At 49.3% G+C, this 19,339-nt stretch carries 20 protein-coding genes; 17 read left to right on the top strand and 3 right to left on the bottom strand.

Translation table 11 applies throughout. From position 1 onward, the window contains the following. The first annotated feature begins 9 nt into the window (after positions 1–9). The 6 genes from aroE to NSQ19_RS08720 are packed head-to-tail and all read left to right on the top strand — an operon-like array spanning position 10 to position 3,373. Positions 10–852, top strand: coding sequence for a shikimate dehydrogenase (aroE, locus tag NSQ19_RS08745; RefSeq protein ID WP_340702724.1), 843 nt, complete (start codon positions 10–12; stop codon positions 850–852). Beyond that, positions 846–1,136 carry a ribosome assembly RNA-binding protein YhbY gene (gene yhbY / locus NSQ19_RS08740; RefSeq protein ID WP_017552593.1) on the top strand — a complete coding sequence of 97 codons (291 nt, stop codon included), beginning with the start codon at positions 846–848 and terminating at the stop codon, positions 1,134–1,136. Before aroE ends, yhbY begins: the two co-directional genes overlap by 7 nt. Positions 1,137–1,147: 11 nt before the next feature. Continuing rightward, positions 1,148–1,717: a nicotinate-nucleotide adenylyltransferase gene (locus tag NSQ19_RS08735; RefSeq protein WP_340702723.1), complete on the top strand. Its 570-nt coding sequence runs from the start codon at positions 1,148–1,150 to the stop codon at positions 1,715–1,717. After that, on the top strand, positions 1,707–2,276 hold the full coding sequence (gene yqeK, locus NSQ19_RS08730) for a bis(5'-nucleosyl)-tetraphosphatase (symmetrical) YqeK (protein ID WP_029141916.1): 570 nt from the start codon (positions 1,707–1,709) through the stop codon (positions 2,274–2,276). Before NSQ19_RS08735 ends, yqeK begins: the two co-directional genes overlap by 11 nt. Continuing rightward, on the top strand, positions 2,277–2,630 hold the full coding sequence (gene rsfS, locus NSQ19_RS08725; RefSeq protein WP_017552596.1) for a ribosome silencing factor: 354 nt from the start codon (positions 2,277–2,279) through the stop codon (positions 2,628–2,630). Continuing rightward, on the top strand, positions 2,627–3,373 hold the full coding sequence (locus NSQ19_RS08720; protein ID WP_340702722.1) for a class I SAM-dependent DNA methyltransferase: 747 nt from the start codon (positions 2,627–2,629) through the stop codon (positions 3,371–3,373). The genes rsfS and NSQ19_RS08720 overlap by 4 nt, the downstream gene beginning before the upstream one ends. Positions 3,374–3,453: 80 nt before the next feature. Here the strand turns inward: NSQ19_RS08720 and comER are convergent, their stop codons facing one another. After that, positions 3,454–4,275, bottom strand: coding sequence for a late competence protein ComER (gene comER / locus NSQ19_RS08715; protein WP_340702721.1), 822 nt, complete (start codon positions 4,273–4,275; stop codon positions 3,454–3,456). A 105-nt stretch (positions 4,276–4,380) separates the two neighbouring features. Here comER and NSQ19_RS08710 point away from each other — a divergent pair, with 105 nt between their 5' ends. The 3 genes from NSQ19_RS08710 to NSQ19_RS08700 are packed head-to-tail and all read left to right on the top strand — an operon-like array spanning position 4,381 to position 8,019. Next, positions 4,381–5,094 carry a helix-hairpin-helix domain-containing protein gene (locus NSQ19_RS08710; RefSeq protein WP_029141914.1) on the top strand — a complete coding sequence of 238 codons (714 nt, stop codon included), beginning with the start codon at positions 4,381–4,383 and terminating at the stop codon, positions 5,092–5,094. Between the two features lie 24 nt (positions 5,095–5,118). Continuing rightward, the gene (locus tag NSQ19_RS08705; RefSeq protein ID WP_017552599.1) at positions 5,119–5,721 is read left to right on the top strand and encodes a ComE operon protein 2; all 603 of its coding nucleotides are present in this window, start codon (positions 5,119–5,121) and stop codon (positions 5,719–5,721) included. Between the two features lie 12 nt (positions 5,722–5,733). Continuing rightward, a complete protein-coding gene (locus NSQ19_RS08700) occupies positions 5,734–8,019 on the top strand; it encodes a DNA internalization-related competence protein ComEC/Rec2 (RefSeq protein ID WP_340702720.1) in 2,286 nt (761 codons plus the stop codon). A gap of 54 nt (positions 8,020–8,073) precedes the next feature. On the opposite strand, the gene NSQ19_RS08695 is transcribed toward NSQ19_RS08700, so the two are convergent. After that, the gene (locus NSQ19_RS08695) at positions 8,074–8,208 is read right to left on the bottom strand and encodes a YqzM family protein (protein ID WP_017552601.1); all 135 of its coding nucleotides are present in this window, start codon (positions 8,206–8,208) and stop codon (positions 8,074–8,076) included. 268 nt (positions 8,209–8,476) lie between these two features. Between NSQ19_RS08695 and holA the strand changes: the two genes are divergently transcribed. After that, positions 8,477–9,502: a DNA polymerase III subunit delta gene (gene holA / locus NSQ19_RS08690; protein WP_046720731.1), complete on the top strand. Its 1,026-nt coding sequence runs from the start codon at positions 8,477–8,479 to the stop codon at positions 9,500–9,502. A 38-nt stretch (positions 9,503–9,540) separates the two neighbouring features. On the opposite strand, the gene rpsT is transcribed toward holA, so the two are convergent. Next, the gene (gene rpsT, locus NSQ19_RS08685) at positions 9,541–9,801 is read right to left on the bottom strand and encodes a 30S ribosomal protein S20 (RefSeq protein ID WP_340702719.1); all 261 of its coding nucleotides are present in this window, start codon (positions 9,799–9,801) and stop codon (positions 9,541–9,543) included. 135 nt (positions 9,802–9,936) lie between these two features. Between rpsT and gpr the strand changes: the two genes are divergently transcribed. The 7 genes from gpr (at position 9,937) to dnaK (ending at position 19,336) form a co-directional block, all read left to right on the top strand. Then, on the top strand, positions 9,937–11,088 hold the full coding sequence (gene gpr / locus NSQ19_RS08680) for a GPR endopeptidase (RefSeq protein ID WP_327076615.1): 1,152 nt from the start codon (positions 9,937–9,939) through the stop codon (positions 11,086–11,088). Between the two features lie 103 nt (positions 11,089–11,191). Further along, entirely contained in the window at positions 11,192–12,394 is a 1,203-nt protein-coding gene (locus NSQ19_RS08675; protein WP_061566448.1) for a stage II sporulation protein P, read from the top strand. Positions 12,395–12,518: 124 nt separating this feature from the next. Further along, on the top strand, positions 12,519–14,351 hold the full coding sequence (gene lepA, locus NSQ19_RS08670; RefSeq protein ID WP_371729402.1) for a translation elongation factor 4: 1,833 nt from the start codon (positions 12,519–12,521) through the stop codon (positions 14,349–14,351). 91 nt (positions 14,352–14,442) lie between these two features. Continuing rightward, positions 14,443–15,576, top strand: coding sequence for a radical SAM family heme chaperone HemW (gene hemW / locus NSQ19_RS08665; protein ID WP_118498193.1), 1,134 nt, complete (start codon positions 14,443–14,445; stop codon positions 15,574–15,576). Positions 15,577–15,675: 99 nt separating this feature from the next. Further along, positions 15,676–16,704: a heat-inducible transcriptional repressor HrcA gene (hrcA, locus tag NSQ19_RS08660; protein WP_340702718.1), complete on the top strand. Its 1,029-nt coding sequence runs from the start codon at positions 15,676–15,678 to the stop codon at positions 16,702–16,704. A gap of 108 nt (positions 16,705–16,812) precedes the next feature. After that, positions 16,813–17,475, top strand: a complete 663-nt coding sequence (gene grpE / locus NSQ19_RS08655) for a nucleotide exchange factor GrpE (RefSeq protein WP_340702717.1) — start codon at positions 16,813–16,815, stop codon at positions 17,473–17,475. Between the two features lie 34 nt (positions 17,476–17,509). Then, positions 17,510–19,336, top strand: a complete 1,827-nt coding sequence (dnaK, locus tag NSQ19_RS08650) for a molecular chaperone DnaK (RefSeq protein ID WP_133536708.1) — start codon at positions 17,510–17,512, stop codon at positions 19,334–19,336. The last annotated feature ends 3 nt before the right edge of the window (positions 19,337–19,339 follow it).

Genomic DNA, 19,339 nt, shown 5'->3' with positions numbered 1-19,339 from the left:
GTGAGAAATATGCGCGATTTATACGGGGTGATCGGTGACCCGATTGCCCATTCGCTGTCGCCTGCGATGCACAATGAAGCATTCCGGGCACTCGGGATTGATGCAGACTATCATGCTTTCCATGTCACACCGGAAAATCTGGAAACCGCCGTAAACGGCATGAAAGCAATCGGCGTGGCCGGATTTAATGTGACCATTCCGCATAAGCAGGCGATCATGCCGTATCTCGATGACATTGATCCGCTTGCGGAAACGATCGGTGCCGTTAATACCGTAATCCGCACCCCACACGGATGGGTCGGGTATAATACGGACGGCCCGGGGTTTATGCAGGCGCTGAAAGAAGAAAGCGGACGGGTGCTTTCCGGAGAAAAAGTGCTTGTCATCGGCGCGGGCGGTGCGGCAAGAGCGATTTATTATACGCTTTGCCGGGAAGGGGCGGTAACCGTTGATCTGTGCAACCGCACGGTAAAAAAAGCGGAAGAAATGCGGGACGAAAGCCCTTTTCCGTGCCCGTCTAAGGTGCTTACGCTTAAAGAAACGGAAGAACAGCTGGGGAATTATACGCTGATTGTGCAGACGACGTCGATCGGCATGCATCCGGATACAGACGCGCAGCCGCTTTCCCTCCGCCATTTAAAGCCTGGTGCGTTTGTGTCTGATATCATATACAATCCTTTTGAAACGAAATTTTTAAAAGAAGCAAAAAAACGCGGCGCCCGGGTGCAGAACGGCCTCGGCATGTTTATCTACCAGGGGGCCATTGCGTTTGAAAAATGGACCGGCGTAAAGCCGGATACCGGGAAAATGAAAAAGATCGTTGAAGGCATTTTAGGAGGAAGTTCATGTTAACAGGTAAACAAAAACGTTTTTTGCGGGCAAAAGCCCACCATTTGAGCCCGATTTTTCAGGTTGGAAAAGGCGGGGTCAATGAAAATATGGTCAAACAGGTGCAGGAGGCGCTTGAAGCGCGGGAACTGTTAAAAATCAGCGTCCTAAAAAACTGCGAGGAAGATAAGGATTCTGTTGCCGCAGCACTTGCAGAAGGGGCGCATGCGGAACTCGTGCAAATCATCGGCAATACGATTGTCCTTTATAAAGAATCGAAAAACCATAAAGAGATTGTTTTGCCTTAAGGGTGGGCGGCATGAAAAAAGTGGGTATTTTAGGGGGGACGTTCGACCCTCCGCATATCGGCCATTTGATTATAGCGAACGAAATTTTGCAGGATCTGAAACTTGACGAAGTCCGTTTTATGCCGAACCAAAATCCGCCCCATAAAGAAAAAACGGCCGGCATCACCGGATGTGACCGGATCAAAATGCTCACGCTTGCCATTTCGGGGCAGCCGGCATTTTCGATTGAGGACATAGAGATGGAGAGGCCAGGCCGTTCCTACACATATGACACAATGGTGCTGCTTAAAAAGCGGGAACCTGATACGGACTTTTATTTTATCATTGGCGCGGATATGATCGAATATTTGCCGAAATGGCGGAATATCGACCAGCTCGTCCGGCTTGTCCGCTTTGTCGGCGTCAACCGGCCGGCATATTCGCACCAGACAAAGTATCCTGTCCAATTTGTTGAAATTCCAGAAATTCATATTTCCTCCTCGCTGATCCGTGAACGCCTGGAAAAAAAACGGTCGGTAAAATATTTAATTCCGGATGCAGTGTGGGAATATATAAAGGAGCATCATTTATATGGAACGTGAGAAAGCATTGGAACTTGTGAAAGCCCAGCTGACGGAGCGCCGTTATATCCATACGCTCGGCGTTGCCGAAAGCGCCGTCTGGCTGGCGGAAAAATATCATGCTGACCGGAAAAAAGCGGAACTTGCGGCGATTTTCCATGATTATGCAAAATTCCGTCCGGAAGAGGAAATGAAGCAAATCATCATTGATCAAAAGATGGATGAACGGCTGCTTTCTTTCCATCATGAATTATGGCATGCCCCTGTTGGCGCTTATCTGGTGGAAAAAGAAGCCGGCATCACTGACCGGGAAGTGCTCGATGCCATTAAATACCATACATCGGGCAGGGCCGGGATGACGCTGCTTGAAAAAATTGTATATCTGGCTGATTATATTGAACCGGGCCGGAATTTTCCGGGTGTCGAAGAAGCAAGGCGGCTTGCGGGCAAAGATCTCGATGAAGCGGTGTTGTATGCAGCCGGGCACACCATTGCATTTTTAATTGGCCGGAATCAGCCTGTTTTTCCGGATACGATTGCTTTATACAATGATTTAGTGATGAAGGAAGAAGGGGCGTAAATGGACAATCAGACGTTATTAAAAACAGTCGTAAAAGCTTGCGATGATAAACGTGCGGAAGACATCGTCGTTTTGGATATGCGCGGGATTTCATTGATTGCGGATTATTTTCTGATCTGCAATGGGAACTCCGATAAACAAATTCAGGCGATCGCCCGCGAAGTGAAAGAAAAAGCGGAAGAAGCAGGAACTGCGGTCAGGCGCATTGAAGGGTTTGAAGAAGGGAAATGGGTGCTGATTGACCTTGGGGATATTGTCGCCCATATTTTTAACCGCGATGAACGGAATTACTATAACTTGGAAAGGCTTTGGGGAGACGCGCCGGCTGTCAGTGCGGAGAGCGTTCTGCAATGAGTTACGAAAATTTCGCCTATGTATACGACACGTTGATGGAAGAGGCGCCCTATCCGCAATGGCTGCAGTGGGTGATGCGCCAAAGGGAGCGGAATGGTGTCAAAGGAAGGCGCATGCTTGATCTTGCCTGCGGTACCGGTGAACTGTCACTGCTGCTTGCACGGGAAGGCTTTGAAGTAACGGGCGTTGATTTATCAGAAGACATGCTTACAGTCGCGAGCGGAAAAGCACTGGCTGAAGGGGCCCGCATCACTTTCCTCAAGCAGGATATGCGCGCGCTTTGCGGCCTGCATGATTTTGATATTGTCGCGATTTTCTGTGATTCCCTGAACTACTTGGAAACGGAAACGGATGTGAAAGAAACGTTTCGGCATGTGCATGCAGCCCTGAAGGCGGGGGGAATGTTTTTGTTTGACGTGCATTCCGTTTATAAAACAGATGTGCTATTCCCGCATCACACTTTTGCCGATAACGGGGACGAGGTTTCCTATATCTGGAACTGCTTTCCGGGTGAGGGCCCGCATGCCGTTGAACATGATCTCAGCTTTTTCGCATATGATGAGAAATCCGGCTTGTATGAACGGTTTGACGAGTTACATAAACAGCGGACGTTTCCGGTTGCTGATTATGAAAACTGGCTTACGGAATCGGGCTTCGATTGTATGCCGCCCGCTGCCGATTTTACAGAAGAAGCGCCCGGCCCAAAAAGCGAAAGGATATTTTTTACGTGCATCAAACGATAAAAGCATTCTGCCCGCGCAGAATGCTTTTTTTGAAAAAATTTTAAAAAAGAAGCAGGAATAAACAGAAAGATGTCGAAATATCATGGTGTGCCGAATTGCCCGGCCACCGCGTCCGTGTCCTCTTTAAATTTCTCCTGTGTCGCTTCAAACAGTTTTTCGAATAAGCCATCCGTCCCTTTTTCAAGCACCTTTAATCCTTCGCCGGTGATACCGCCCTTTACCGTCACTTTTTCCTGCAGGGCAGGCAGCGTATAAATTTGTTGCTTCAAAAGTTCCCCCAGGCCGATTAGCATCTCAGCCGTTAATATGCAGGCGGTGTCGCTGTCAATCTTTGTTTTGCGGACGGCTCCTTCTATCATTTTTTGCGCCAAAAAACTGAAAAAAGCAGGGCCGCAGCTGACCAGATCTGATGCCACTCTCGTGATTTGCTGGCCAACTTCAACCGGGGTGGATATTTTGGAGAACAGTGTTTTTACTTTTTCCTGCCACTCGCTTGTGCACTGGCTGCCAAATGTCAGCAAAACCGCACCGGCAGCTGCCCTGTTCGTGATGCTCGGGATGGCCCTTGCGCACGAGCAGGGGACCATTGCGGCGAGCTGCCCGACTGTAACGGGGCTTGTAATGCTGACAAGGCACTGTTCATTCCGGAAGGCGCCTCTGGCCTTCTCCAGAATGCCGTGCATCTCAAGCGGTTTAACACACAACAAAATTAAATCGCTCTCCAAAATGGTATTTTCTATATTCTCAACCTGAATCCCGGGATACTTGTTTGCAAGTTTTGCGGCTTTTTCAGGTGTGCGATTTGTGATCCGAAATTGTGCAGGCGTAACGGCTTTTGTTTCTATCAAAGCTTCAATTAACATGCTGCCCATATTTCCCGTTCCGATCACGCCAATGTCCATGCTGTTTTCCCTCCCCAAGCCGCCGATCTTTCAGCGCCCGGTACAATATATGCGCAGATCCGGGCGATTATGTATCTGAAAAAAGAAAAACAGAGGTGAAGGTCTTTGAAAACGTTGTTTCTCAAATACCGCTGGCATGCTGCTGCAGCTGTGGCAGCCATTACGATTGCAATCTTTTACTATTTTAGCCAAAATGGAGGTATGGACACCGCGTCCGGGGCTTACCGGCAACCCGAAACGGCCGTGCAGTCCGGACAAACTGAGGGGGGCGGGACGGATGTGCAAAATCACTCGACCCAAAACACCGCCCAAACGCAATCCTCGGCCCAAACGCAGAACGCTGCCGAAATTTACGTGGATGTGAAAGGCGCGGTGAAGCATCCCGGCATCTACAAAGCGGAAGCGGATGACCGGGTCTATGACCTCATTCAGGAAGCGGGGGGTTTTAACGAAAACGCCGACCGGAATCAGGTCAATCTCGCGCAGAAGGTAAAAGATGAAATGGTAATCGAGGTGCCGAAAAAAGGCGAAAAAGCGGCTTCTGCCCAAACTGCCCCGGCGGCTGCCGGAATTTCAGCTCCCGCTTCCGCTTCTTCCGGGACGGCGGCAAGCAGTGAAGCGGCCGCACAGGTCAATATCAATACGGCCGACCAGACCCAGCTTGAGACGCTTCCGGGCATCGGGCCGTCAAAAGCTGCGGCTATTATCGAATACCGGGAGAAAAACGGCCCTTTTCAAAAGCCGGAAGATTTGAAAAATGTGTCGGGGATTGGGGACCAGACTTTTGCCAAAATCGAAAATTCCATCACTTTACAGTAAGGATGAGCAGAAAGGAAGAGAAAAATGGACCGGATTTCCTGGAACCAGTATTTTTTGGCGCAAAGCCATTTATTATCCTGGCGGAGCACCTGTTCAAGGCTTGCAGTTGGGGCGACGATCGTCAGGGATAAAAGAATTATCGCAGGCGGCTACAATGGATCCATCGCGGGGGACGAACACTGTATTGACAAGGGCTGCTACGTGATTGACGGGCATTGCGTGCGGACGATCCACGCTGAAATGAATGCAATTTTGCAATGTGCAAAATTCGGGGTGGCGACAAACGGCGCGGACCTCTATGTAACCCATTACCCGTGCCTGCACTGTACCAAAGCGATCATTCAGGCAGGGATTCAAAACGTGTACTATGCACAGGATTACCGGGTGCATCCGTATGCAAGAGAGCTTTTTGAAAAAGCGGGGGTGCATGTCGAGCATGTCCCGTTCCATCCGGAAACACTCGATATCCGGGCAAGCGAAAAAGCCAAACTGGTGGAGAAATTATTCATGATTGCAAAGGACCACGGGGCGGAAGCGGCAGAACTGGAGGAATTGCAGCAAATGGCGGCGGCATTATTTGCAGGCGCTTATCAAGAAACGGAAACGGGATCCGTTCCGAAAGCGTAACAGGGTGATGGTGTGAAAGGCAACTGGCTGTTCGCCGCGCTCGCTGCATTAAGCGGCATCCTGGTTGGCCTTCACGCGCCGCCGCTTCTGGTTCTTTCGACCCATTTGATTTGGATCCGGATTTTCCTGTCCCGGAACCGGCCTTTGCTCCTGTTGTCCGCCGTTTTTTACGGGTTGGGGATTTTTAGCGGTTATTTCCAGGCATTTGCGTATGATACAAAATTTCATGCCGGCAGTGCCCGGATGCCCGTCCGTTTCAGCGATTATCCGCGCATCGACGGGAACGCGGTCAAGGGAAAGGCGGAAGCCGGAAAAGAAACGTTTATGTTAACGTATTACGCCGGGAGCGAGGCAGAACTGGAAACCTTAAAACAAACTTTATCCCCCGGAACGGTTTGCATGGCTCAAGGGGAACTGGAAGCTCCTGAGCCAAACCGCAACCCGTCCGCATTTCATTACCGCAACTATTTGGCCCATCAGCATATCCACTGGATTTTAAAAGCGGACCGGCTTTCCGCGTGCAACAGCCCGCCGCAGCATCTGCACGGTTTCTTGAAAAAAATCCGCCACCGCTCCCTGCTTCAAATTCAAAAAACATTTCCGGAAAAATCCGTACCGTACGCAGAAGCGCTTTTGTTTGGCGAGCAAACAGACTTTGATGACGATGTGTACCAGCTTTACCAGCGGCTTGGCGTTGTCCATCTGCTTGCCATTTCCGGGCTTCACGTACAACTTGTTGCCGGGTTTTGCTACTATTTGCTCATCCGGCTCGGGCTGACAAGGGAACGTGCCACCGTTTGCTTACTGGGGGTGATGCCGGTTTATGCGGGATTATGCGGCATGAACCCGCCAGTTGTCCGGTCGGCGGCAATGACGATGCTGCTTGTGCTGGCCGGGCAAAAAAAACTGCCGATCGGGCCGCTTGATGCTTTGTCCATCTGTTTCATTTTGTACGGACTAAAAAATGCGAATATTGTGTACAATATCGGATTCCAGCTCTCTTTTGCTGTTTGCGCCGCGCTGCTTCTTTCAGGGCCTCTTCTAGAGCGGTTCCGGGGCCCGTTGCAAAAAGGGCTCGCGATTTCGTTCATTTCCCAGCTTGCGGCACTTCCCATCCTATCTTATTCATTTTATGAGTTTTCCATTGCGGGGCTTGTTGCCAATCTTTTTTATGTACCGCTTTATACGTATGTGCTGCTCCCGCTTGCTGCGCTTGCCTTTGTTACAGAATGGGTGGCGCCGCCGCTGTTTTCCGTCTTTGCCGCGTGCTTTGACGGGCTCGTTCGGCTTTCGGAAAAAACGGGGGAAGCGATAGACGGCCGCTGGTCCACGCTCGTTACCGGGAGGCCGCCATACTGGGGATCGATCCTGATGGCAGGTGCGGGAGTTTATTGTTTGGCGGCGATGGAAAACGGCAAGAAAACGATCCGGGCTGTCCTGCCGCTTGTTTGTGTTCTCATGCTCCTCCTTGCGGCAAACAGGTATTCGCTTTTCGGCAAAATCACCTTTATCGACGTCGGGCAGGGGGACAGTATTTTAATCCGGCTACCGCTTTCAAGGGGGGCGTATTTAATTGACACAGGTGGGACCGTCCGGTTTCCGGAACCGGCATGGAAAAGAAGGGAGCATCCGTTTGAAACCGGCAAAGATATTGTGGTGCCATTTCTAAAAAGCCAGGGGATTACGACGATTGATAAGCTGATTTTAACGCACAGCGACGAGGACCATATCGGCGGCGCAACGGCTGTGATCACATCTCTCCACGTCAAAGAAATCCATATCTCGCCCCATTCATGGGAAAAACCGCTCATGCAGAAGGTGCTCGCTTGCGCCCGCCAGAAAAAAATCCCGGTGTATGAGATGAAAAACGGGGACGGATGGCAAAACAAATCGGGGGTATTTCAATATCTTTCGCCGTTTGAGGAAACGTATGAGGGGAATAATGACTCGCTTGTCCTTTATGCGAAAACAGGTGGAAAGACGTGGCTGTTTACCGGGGACCTTGAGCAGGAAGGAGAAGAAAAACTTGTGGCGGCTTATCCGGATATCCGTATTGACGTATTAAAAGCCGGGCATCACGGCAGCAAAACTTCGACAAGCGAAACGCTCATCCGGAAGTATCATCCGCGGATCGCCGTCATCTCTGTCGGAAAGCATAACCGTTTCGGGCATCCGTCTCCGGGAGTGGTCAAACGGCTCAGCGAAAACGGGGTGTTCATTTTCCGGACGGATGAGGACGGGGCGGTGCAATACCGCTTTTTCAAAGAAAAGGGAACCTTTTCAACCGTCCTCCCATAATATACATTAATTAAAAAACCGTCCGGAATGGCTCCGGCACTGCCCGGAGCGGGGCTATCTGCCAATGATGTCTGCTGCAGTTGCAATGATAAACATCAGCGCAAAAAACAAAAAAGAGATGAGAAAACCTGCTCCGGCATCGGCGACATCATTCGTTTTCGACTGGACATCCTGCTCGAATTCGTTCATCCAAATCCCTCCCTGTTTTTTGATTATATGATAATTTCAGAACGATTTCCACCGTTTTGGATGGAGTTGTCATTCATAGATATCCGGCTGCGTGTGACAATAAGGGTACGGGTCCACCGTTAACGGAAAAGCTTCCCGGGACTGTTCCGTTAACGTTTATATAGATAAAGGGGATTTTACGGATCCCCTTTTCCATTTGTTTTCTGCTTGCAACAATGCGCCCGTTCTCTTAACATAGGGAGTAAGAAAGGTTTGGGAGCGGAACAGAATGGATGAATTATGGAAAAAGATTGAGCGCGGGCAATTTTCCCCGCTTTATTTATTGTACGGTGCAGAAGATTATTTCATTCAAAAAACGAAACAGAAATTGCTGGATTATGCGCTCACTCCGGAAGAGGCGGATTTTAATTATGCTTCGTATGACCTGGAGGAGGTGCCGGTCGAGACAGCGATCGAAGATGCGGAAACATCCCCTTTTATGGGGGAGAGGCGGCTCGTGATTGCGCACCACCCGTTTTTTTTGACTGCTGAAAAGCAGAAACAGAAAGTGGAACACCGGCTGGACAAGCTGGAAGCATACGTGAAGTCTCCCGCCCCTTACACGGTTTTCGTGCTGGTTGCGCCTTATGAAAAACTGGATGAACGGAAAAAACTGGTGAAATTGATCAAAAAGCAGGCCGCAACTTTCCAGGCAAAAAAATTAAATGAAAGGGAGCTTGAAGGGTGGCTTGTCTCCCGCGCCGCTGAAGAAGGCTGCCGGATTGGCAGGAAGGCAGTGGAACATTTGGTTTCCCTTGCCGGCACCAATATGAATGCGCTCGATCATGAAATAAATAAGCTAGCCCTGTATGCCGGAAGCGGCAATGAAATAACAGATGGAATGGTGGAAATGCTGACGGCGCGGTCGCTGGAGCAAAATGTATTTGAACTCGTTGAAAAAGTGGTTCACCGCCGCATTGATGAGGCGCTCCGGATCTATTATGACCTTTTAAAACTTAATGAGGAGCCGATTAAAATATTGGCGCTCCTTGCCGGCCAGTTCCGGCTCATCTACCAGACGAAAGAACTGGCGAGGCTCGGCTACGGCCAGCAGCAAATCGCATCTTATTTAAAAGTGCATCCATACAGGGTAAAACTGGCGGCGGGGCAGGCGGGGCTTTTTTCCGCGGATGAACTGAACCGGATCATGGCGCTGCTTGCCGACAGCGACTACCGGATGAAATCGGGCGGGCTGAAAAAAGAAATGATCATTGAAATGTTTTTGTTTCAACTGCATGAAATGAAGGCAAAATAAAAAAGACGCGGATCGCGCGTCTTTTTTATTTTGGTGCGTTACGCCTGTGCGGATAATTTTTTCATCAGGCGTGATTTTTGGCGGCTTGCCGCATTTTTATGGATAAGGCCTTTAGATGCAGCTTTATCAAGGCGTTTTACCGCATCGACTAAAAGTTCTTTTGCGTTTTCGTCGTTGTTTTCAACCGCTGCTTCAAACTTTTTCACTGCCGTGCGCATGGCGGATTTTGCCGCTTTATTTTGAGCATGGTTTTTTTCGTTCACTTTTACGCGTTTAATCGCAGATTTAATGTTTGGCACCCGTTTCACCTCCTACGAGCAAACCTTGTTTGGCTCGTCCACATTCACTTTAGAACAAATGATATTGTAACAAATGGAAGACGAGATTGCAATACATTGGGCCGGAATTTGCACAAAACGAATGGTCTGCCGGGAATGGGGAAAAACAAGGATAAAGGAAACGGCAAAAAGGAGGAAGACGAACAAATGGATCTTAGTGTTTATTCCGTCCGCACAGATTTAGCGATTGAAGCGCGCGATCTTGCAGTGGAAGAGAAAGTGAAGAACCGGGAAAGCGAAGAATTGGAAGGCGTAACGGTGGAAGAACGGACCGTAAACGATATGAAAGTGACGACGGTTCAAATTTCCAAAAAAGGGGAAAAAGTCATCGGAAAAAAGGCCGGGAATTATTTGACCATTGAAATGCAGGGCATCCGCAGCGGGGATACGGACATCCAGCAAAAGGTGGAAGAAGTGTTCGCGGATGAGTTTAACCAATATTTGAAGCATATAAATATTGGAGAGGAAGCGAGCTGCCTTGTTGTCGGGCTCGGCAACTGGAATGTGACGCCTGATGCGCTCGGCCCGCTTGTCTGCGAAAAAGTACTCGTCACCCGCCATCTGTTTAAAATCGAGCCGGAAAACGTTGAATCGCGCTACAGGCCGGTGAGCGCGATTGCCCCGGGGGTCATGGGGCTGACCGGAATCGAAACGAGCGATATTATATTCGGCGTCAGTGAAAAATCGAAACCGGATTTTATTATTGTCGTCGATGCACTTGCATCCCGTTCGCTGGAAAGGGTGAATGCCACGATCCAGATCTCGGATACGGGCATTCAGCCGGGATCCGGTGTTGGCAACAAGCGGAAAGAATTGTCGAAAGAAACGCTCGGTGTGCCGGTTGTTGCGATCGGCGTTCCGACAGTGGTGGACGCCGTGACGATTACAAGCGACACGATCGATTTTCTGTTAAAACATTTCGGCAAAGAAATGAAAGAATCAGGCCGGCCTTCACGGGCGCTTGCACCGGCAGGGCTTTCATTTGGGGAAAAGCGGAAGCTGACGGAAGACGATCTGCCGGGAAGTGAAGCACGGAAAATGTTCATGGGGATTGTCGGCAATCTGGATGAGCAGGAAAAGCGGAAATTGATTCACGAAGTGCTCGCGCCGCTCGGCCATAACTTAATGGTGACGCCGAAAGAAGTCGACATTTTTATGGAAGATATGGCAAATCTTCTAGCGAGCGGACTGAATGCGGCGCTCCACCCCCATGTGAACCAGGAAAATACCGGCTTTAAGACGAGATAAGTTGCAGGCGCCGCCATAACCCGGGGGTGCCTCTTCTTTTCGGTGTTCTATTCTTCCATGAGATTCATAGAATGTAATAGAATCGATTGGAAAGGGTGGGACGATGAAAAGCGGCAGGCATTCCAGCCATTTTTTTATATTGAATCTGACCAGTGTGATACGCCTTATCTCCATAGTCATCCTGTCCCTTGTGCTTGTTGTCATCTTAATTGGCACGCTGACGTCTTTGAAGCCGGGTTACCGGGTTTCCTCTTCAGCCGTCAATGAAGCCGCAAAGCATCTTTCAAGCAAAACATTGTACAAGTACCTGCTGTCGGACAGCCAGCTGCTTGTGCACCATTTTCCGGATACGGACGAGCGGCCGGTCGGCAATCTTGTTTTTGAAATGCTCACCAACATCCGCTTTGAAGATCCGCGCAGCTTTCTCGGGCGTGAACTGCCAGGATTTGAAATCTTTGACAGCAAAATACTTGTTGCCGGAGACGGCGCTGACTATACCAATATGCCGATTGAATCCGTCCCGCCTGACAGCGCCTTGCAAGCGAAAGACCCGGCCACACAAAATACGGAAAAAATCGAGGAAAAAGGCGGTCCGGACGATGCAAAACGGCGGCCCGGGCGGACAACGGGCGGCAAGAAACGGGTGTTGATTTATTTTACCCATACACATGAGTCCTATCTGCCGTATTTAAAAGGCGTCACGAATCCCGACCTTGCCCAGCATTCGAAGATCAACGTAACAAAAGTCGGGGAGAGGCTCGCTGAAGATCTCGAGGACAAGGGAATTGGCGCAGAGGCAAATACGACCGATGTTTTAAAGCTGCTTGAGAAAAACCATATGCAGTATTACCAGTCTTACCAGGGATCGCGCACCGTCGTCGAATCGGCGATGAGAAACGACCGCGACCTTCAATATTTTATTGATATCCACCGCGATTCGAGAAGAAAAAAAGATACGACCGTTACCATCAATGGAAAATCGTATGCGAAAATCGCTTTTGTAATCGGCGGGGAAAACCCGAACTGGGAAAAGAATGCAAAGCTGGCTGAGGATTTGCACAACTTGATCAAAAAGAAGTATAAAAATCTGTCAAGGGGGGTCATTTTGAAAAAAGGGGCGTCGACCAACGGAAAATTCAACCAGGACTTATCGGGAAATGCTTTTTTAATTGAAGTCGGCGGTGTGGATAATACTTTTGAAGAAATGTACCGGACAATGGATGTTTTTGCCGATGTGTTCGCCGGGTATTACTGGCAGGCGGACAGTGTAAACGGCGCCGGGAGCGGGCAATCAGGAAACCGTTAGCCGTCTTGACAGGCGGTTCTTTTTTTGCGATGCGCGGCTGATCATTTTTCGTTGAAGTCGCGCTTTCCTGCTGATATAATCAGAAATAGTGTACATGTGCCGAATACAGGAGTGAAGGTAAATGATGAACCGTGAAGAAAAATTAGACAGGCAGAGGAGGATCCGCAACTTTTCCATTATTGCACATATCGACCATGGCAAGTCGACTTTGGCCGACCGCATTCTGGAAAAGACCCACGCGCTGAGCAAGCGCGAAATGAAGGACCAGCTCCTCGATTCGATGGAACTGGAACGGGAACGCGGAATTACGATTAAATTAAATGCCGTCCGGCTGAACTATAAAGCAAATGACGGGGAAGAATACATTCTCCATTTGATTGATACTCCGGGACATGTAGACTTTACATATGAAGTGTCACGCAGCCTTGCCGCCTGTGAAGGGGCGGTACTCGTCGTCGATGCCGCGCAGGGGGTGGAGGCGCAGACGCTTGCAAATGTTTATCTTGCGCTGGATAACAATCTTGAAATTATCCCGGTCATCAATAAAATTGACCTGCCTTCCGCCGATCCGGAACGCGTCCAGCAGGAAATAGAGGATGTGATCGGCCTTGATGCGTCGGAGGCCGTTCTTGCTTCCGCTAAAGCCGGGATTGGGATTGAAGATATTCTTGAACAGGTTGTCGAAAAAGTGCCGGCGCCTGAAGGAGATCCGGACGCCCCGCTGAAGGCGCTTATTTTTGACTCGCTGTATGATCCGTACCGCGGCGTCATTGCCTATATCCGTGTAATGGAAGGCTCCGTCAAAGTCGGGGATAAGATTAAAATGATGTCAACCGGCAAGGAATTTGAAGTGACAGCGCTCGGCGTAAGCACCCCGAAACCGTTGTACATAGACGAATTAACCGTCGGTGATGTCGGGTTTCTAACGGCATCAATTAAAAATGTAAAAGACACGCGCGTCGGCGATACGATTACGGGCGCCGAAAACCCTGCAAAAGAAGCGCTTCCCGGTTACCGGCGGATGAATCCGATGGTTTACTGCGGCCTGTATCCGGTAGACAGCGCGAAATTCAATGATTTGCGGGATGCCCTTGAAAAGCTGGAGTTAAATGATTCGTCGCTGCAATATGAGCCGGAAACGTCGCAGGCGCTCGGTTTCGGTTTCCGTTGCGGTTTTCTCGGGCTCCTGCATATGGAAATCATCCAGGAGCGGCTGGAACGCGAATTCAACATTGATCTCATTACCACCGCGCCAAGCGTCATTTATAAAGCCAAACTGACGGACGGCAGTGAAGTGACGGTTGATAACCCGGCGAATTTGCCGGAACCGCAGAAAATCGAATATATCGAAGAGCCGTACGTGCGCGCGTCCATTATGGTCCCGAACGATTATGTCGGCGCAGTGATGGAAATTGCCCAGGCAAAGCGCGGCGATTTTATCGATATGCAGTACCTCGATGATATCCGCGTTAATGTCATTTATGAAATCCCGCTCTCCGAGATTGTATACGACTTTTTTGACCAGCTGAAATCAAGCACAAAAGGGTATGCTTCTTTTGATTACGAATTGATCGGCTACAAACAGTCCAATCTCGTAAAAATGGATATTTTATTAAACGGGGAAAAAGTGGACGCCCTCAGTTTCATCGTCCACCGCGACTTTGCGTACGAACGCGGCAAGACGATTGTCGAAAGATTAAAAGAACTCATCCCGCGCCAGCAGTTTGAAGTGCCTGTACAGGCGGCAGTCGGCCAGAAAATTATTGCGCGTTCCAATATTAAAGCATTGCGCAAAAACGTGCTTTCAAAATGTTACGGCGGGGACATTTCCCGGAAACGGAAACTGCTTGAAAAGCAAAAAGAGGGCAAGAAAAGGATGAAGCAGGTCGGTTCTGTTGAAATCCCGCAGGAAGCGTTTATGGCTGTGCTGAAGATGGACGATACCCCGAAAAAATAACCGGGGCGGGCAGGGAGCGGATTGGCGGCTGTCCGCGCGCTCCTTTTCCCCGGGACATGCCCGTGATGAAAACAAATAAGGTTGTGATGGAATGAAAGCCGCATATATCCATGTTCCATTTTGCGAACATATTTGCTATTACTGCGATTTCAATAAATTTTTATTAAAAGGCCAGCCGGTGGATGAATACATTGAGATGCTGCTGGAAGAAATGCGGATCAAAACGGCTGAATCCCCTTGTGAAAAGCTGAGCACGGTCTTTGTCGGGGGCGGCACCCCGACAGCGCTGAATGAGCGGCAGCTTGAAAAACTGCTTGCCGGCATCCGCACGATTCTGCCTTATGACGGGGACGGGGAGTTTACGTTTGAAGCCAACCCTGGGGAAACGTCCGAAGAAAAGCTGCGCCTTCTGCATGATTACGGTGTCAACCGGCTGAGTTTCGGCGTCCAGTCGTTCAATGACCGGCTGCTCGAGAAAATCGGGCGGACCCACCGCCGGGAAGATGTGCACCGGACGATCAGTCATGCGAGAAAGATCGGCTTTTCCAATATCAGCATGGATTTGATGTTCGCGCTTCCTGGGCAGACGCTTGAAGATTTCCGTGAAACGCTTGGCGAAGCCTTGTCGATGGGGCTGCCGCATTATTCAAGTTATTCGCTGATCATTGAGCCAAAGACGATTTTTTACAATCTGATGCGGAAAGGAAAACTCCGCCTGCCGTCACAAGATGCGGAAGCGGATATGTACAGCATGTTAATGGACGAGATGGAAAAGCACGGCTTGAAACAGTATGAGATCAGCAATTTTGCCAAACCCGGCTATGAAAGCCGCCACAATCTCGTCTATTGGAACAATGAAGAATATTTCGGTTTCGGCGCCGGCGCACATGGGTATGAAAAGGGTGTCCGTCTGTCCAATTACGGCGCATTGAAGAAATATATCGGCATGCTTCGGGACGGGTGCCTCCCTGTCATGGAAAAACATACAGAGACAAAAAAAGAAAAAATGGAAGAAGAAATGTTTCTCGGGCTCAGAAAAAACGAAGGCGTCCGTTTCCGCCATTTCCGTGAAAAATTCGGGGCGGATATGAAGGAGGTTTTTGCAGGCGCGATCAAAGAAATGACAGAACGCGGGCTTCTTGAAGAAAAGGGCGGTTTTCTCCGGCTGACAAGGGAAGGGCGTTTTCTCGGCAATGAAGTCTTTGAAGCTTTTCTCCTCAGTTGACGGGCAAAGTAAATATATTGACAACAACAGGGGATTTTGTTAATTTATTTATATAAATTAGCACTCGTTTATATGGAGTGCTAACAGGGGTGATGGAAGTTGTTAACTGATCGTCAGCTGTTGATTTTGCAAGTGATCATTGATGACTTTATTCGTTCCGCCCAGCCGGTAGGCTCTAGGACGCTTTCCAAGAAAAACGGCATTTCCTTCAGTTCCGCTACGATCCGGAATGAAATGGCGGATCTTGAGGAACTCGGGTTTATTGAAAAAACACATACGTCATCCGGCAGGGTGCCTTCTGAAAAAGGGTACCGTTATTATGTCGATCACCTTCTGTCGCCACAAAAACTGGAACCGGCAGACATTTGGCAGCTTCATTCGATTTTTGCCGAAAAAATAGATGAAATGGAAGAGCTTGTGAAAAAGTCCGCCCAAATTCTTTCCGAAATGACGAATTACACGGCGATTCTGCTTGGCCCGGAAGTCAAAGATACGAAACTGAAAAATATGCAGATCGTCCCGCTGAATGAAAAAACGGCGGTTGCCATTATGATTACCGATACCGGCCGCGTGGAGAACAAGACGGTTTCGCTGCCGGAAGGATTCCGCCCGGGCGAGCTGGAAAAAATGGTCAATATTTTTAACGAACGGCTGGCCAATGTGCCGATTCCGGATTTAGAGGATAAAATATATAAGGAAGTCGCTGACATTTTGCGCAGCCATACTGAAAACTATGAATCGATCCTGAAGACCGTGATCAGCATGTTTAACGAAAACCGGCATGATAAACTTTTTGTCGGCGGGAAAGCCAATATTTTGAACCAGCCGGAGTTCCATGACCTCGAGAAAGTCCGGCCCCTTCTTGATATGATAGAACGGGAAGACAGTTTTTATGACTTGGTCAAACGCGTGCCGAGTGGCATTCACGTAAAAATCGGGAGAGAAAACCAGATTTCCGAGATGGTAGATTGCAGCATGATTACAGCCACCTATTCGATCGGTGACCAGCCGGTCGGCAAAATTGCAATTTTGGGCCCTACGCGCATGGAATATTCACGTGTCATCAGCATAGTGGATTTCTTGAGCCATGATATGACCAACGCCTTGACGAAATTGTATGACAGATAGGCAATACGGGCATATTGGGTAGGGAGGCTTAAAGCGTGGGTACATGCTTTAAGTCCTTTCTTACTGGGCTTTTTTATGCCTGTCTCATTTTAAAGGGGGTGAACGCTCATGGCAGAAGAACAAAACAAACGCGCTTCAGAAGAAGTGAAAGACGAACAAAAACGGGCTTCGGATGAAGTGAAAGAAGGACAAATTGAATCCATTTTTGCGGAAGAAAAAGATACGGAAAATCCGCAGGCGGCGCCGGAGGGCGAAGGCAATGAAGCTGGAACGGCGGAGAAGTCTGAAACAGAAAATGCCGCTGAAGAACTGGAAAAAGCAAAAGAGGAGATTGAGAAATTGCGGAATGAGCTCGAACAGGCTGAAAACCGCTATCTCCGCCTGCGCGCAGATTTTGATAATTACAGGCGCCGCGTGAATCTGGACCGTGAAGCAGCCGAGAAATACAGAGCACAGGATCTGATTGTGAACCTGCTGCCGGCGCTTGACAATTTTGAACGCGCACTGTCCATGGCTGAAAGAAACGAACATACGGCCCAGTTGCTGGACGGGATGGAAATGGTCTACCGCAGCATTTTGGAGGCGCTGAAAAAAGAAGGCGCAGAACCGATTGAAGCAATTGGGAAAGAATTCGACCCGCGCTATCACCAGGCGATCATGCAGGGGCAGGAAGAAGGCACTGCGTCCAACGTTGTGATTGAGGAATTCCAAAAAGGGTATATGTTAAAAGACAGGGTGATCCGCCCGTCCATGGTGAAAGTGAACGAGTAACGCGCTTTACATAATTTTTAAGGGAGGTATTATCATGAGCAAAATTATCGGCATTGACTTAGGTACGACGAACTCATGTGTCGCAGTTCTGGAAGGCGGCGAACCGAAAGTCATTCCGAACCCGGAAGGAGGCAGGACAACGCCGTCTGTTGTCGCTTTTAAAAACGGGGAACGCCTGGTAGGGGAAGTCGCAAAACGCCAGGCGATCACAAATCCGAATACGATCATTTCGATCAAACGCCATATGGGCACGACACACAAAGTCAAAGCGGAAGGAAAAGAATATACGCCGCAGGAAATTTCCGCCATGATTCTGCAATACTTGAAATCATATGCGGAAGATTATCTGGGCGAAAAAGTCGAAAAAGCGGTCATTACGGTCCCTGCTTATTTCAATGATGCCCAGCGCCAGGCAACAAAAGACGCCGGGAAAATTGCCGGGCTTGAAGTCGAACGGATTATCAACGAACCGACTGCTGCAGCGCTGGCATACGGCCTTGACAAAACGGATGAGGACCAGACCATCCTTGTATTTGACCTTGGTGGCGGTACGTTTGACGTCTCCATCCTTGAACTCGGCGACGGCGTCTTTGAAGTGAACGCAACTGCCGGCGACAACCATCTCGGCGGCGACGACTTCGACCAGGCGATCATCGATTACCTTGTCAGTGAATTTAAGAAAGAACACGGCATCGACCTGTCGAAAGACAAAATGGCGCTCCAGCGTTTAAAAGATGCGGCTGAAAAAGCGAAAAAAGACTTGTCAGGGGTCACTTCCACCCAAATATCGCTGCCGTTTATTACGGCAGGGGAATCAGGCCCGCTCCACCTGGAAATGACGTTAACCCGTGCGAAATTCGACGAACTGACGGCAGACCTTGTTGAACGGACAATGGGCCCGACACGCCAGGCATTGCAGGATGCAGGGCTTACAGCGAATGACATCGATAAAGTCATCCTGGTCGGCGGCTCAACCCGGATTCCGGCCGTTCAGGAAGCGATCCGCAAAGAAATCGGGAAAGAACCGCATAAAGGCGTCAACCCGGATGAAGTTGTAGCAATGGGTGCCGCAATCCAGGGCGGGGTATTGACGGGGGATGTGAAAGACGTCGTGCTCCTCGACGTTACGCCGCTGTCGCTCGGAATTGAAACAATGGGCGGCGTGTTCACGAAATTGATTGAGCGCAATACAACGATCCCAACTTCAAAATCGCAAATCTTTTCAACTGCAGCGGATAACCAGACAGCCGTTGACATTCATGTCCTGCAGGGCGAACGCCCGATGGCTGCCGACAACAAAACGCTCGGCCGTTTCCAATTGACCGATATTCCGCCGGCACCGCGCGGCATTCCGCAAATTGAAGTTACGTTTGATATTGATAAAAACGGGATTGTCAATGTCAGCGCAAAAGACCTTGGCACCGGCAAACAGCAAAAGATTACGATCAAATCGTCCACCACTTTGTCCGATGAAGAAATCGAACGGATGGTAAAAGAAGCGGAAGCTAACGCAGAAAAAGACAAGAAACGCAAAGAAGAAGCGGAACTCCGCAATGAAGCCGACCAGCTTGTATTCACTGCTGAAAAAACATTAAAAGAACTGGAAGGTAAAGTGGACGCATCTGAAATTTCCAAAGCTGAAAAAGCAAAGGACGAATTAAAAGCGGCCATTGAGAAAAATGATCTCAATGAAATGAGGCAGAAAAAAGATGCGCTGCAGGAAATCGTGCAGGACTTGTCCGTCAAGCTGTATCAGCAGGCAGCACAACAGCAGCAAAATACGGATGCCGGGGGAGACGGAAAAAAGGATGACAATGTTGTCGACGCTGATTTTGAAGAAGTCGATGATAATAAAAAATAACGA

This window comes from Weizmannia sp. FSL W8-1119 (assembly GCF_038008605.1).
GTDB classification, from domain to species: Bacteria; Bacillota; Bacilli; order Bacillales; family Bacillaceae_C; genus Weizmannia; species Weizmannia coagulans.
This window is presented reverse-complemented; position numbering and strand designations above follow the sequence as displayed.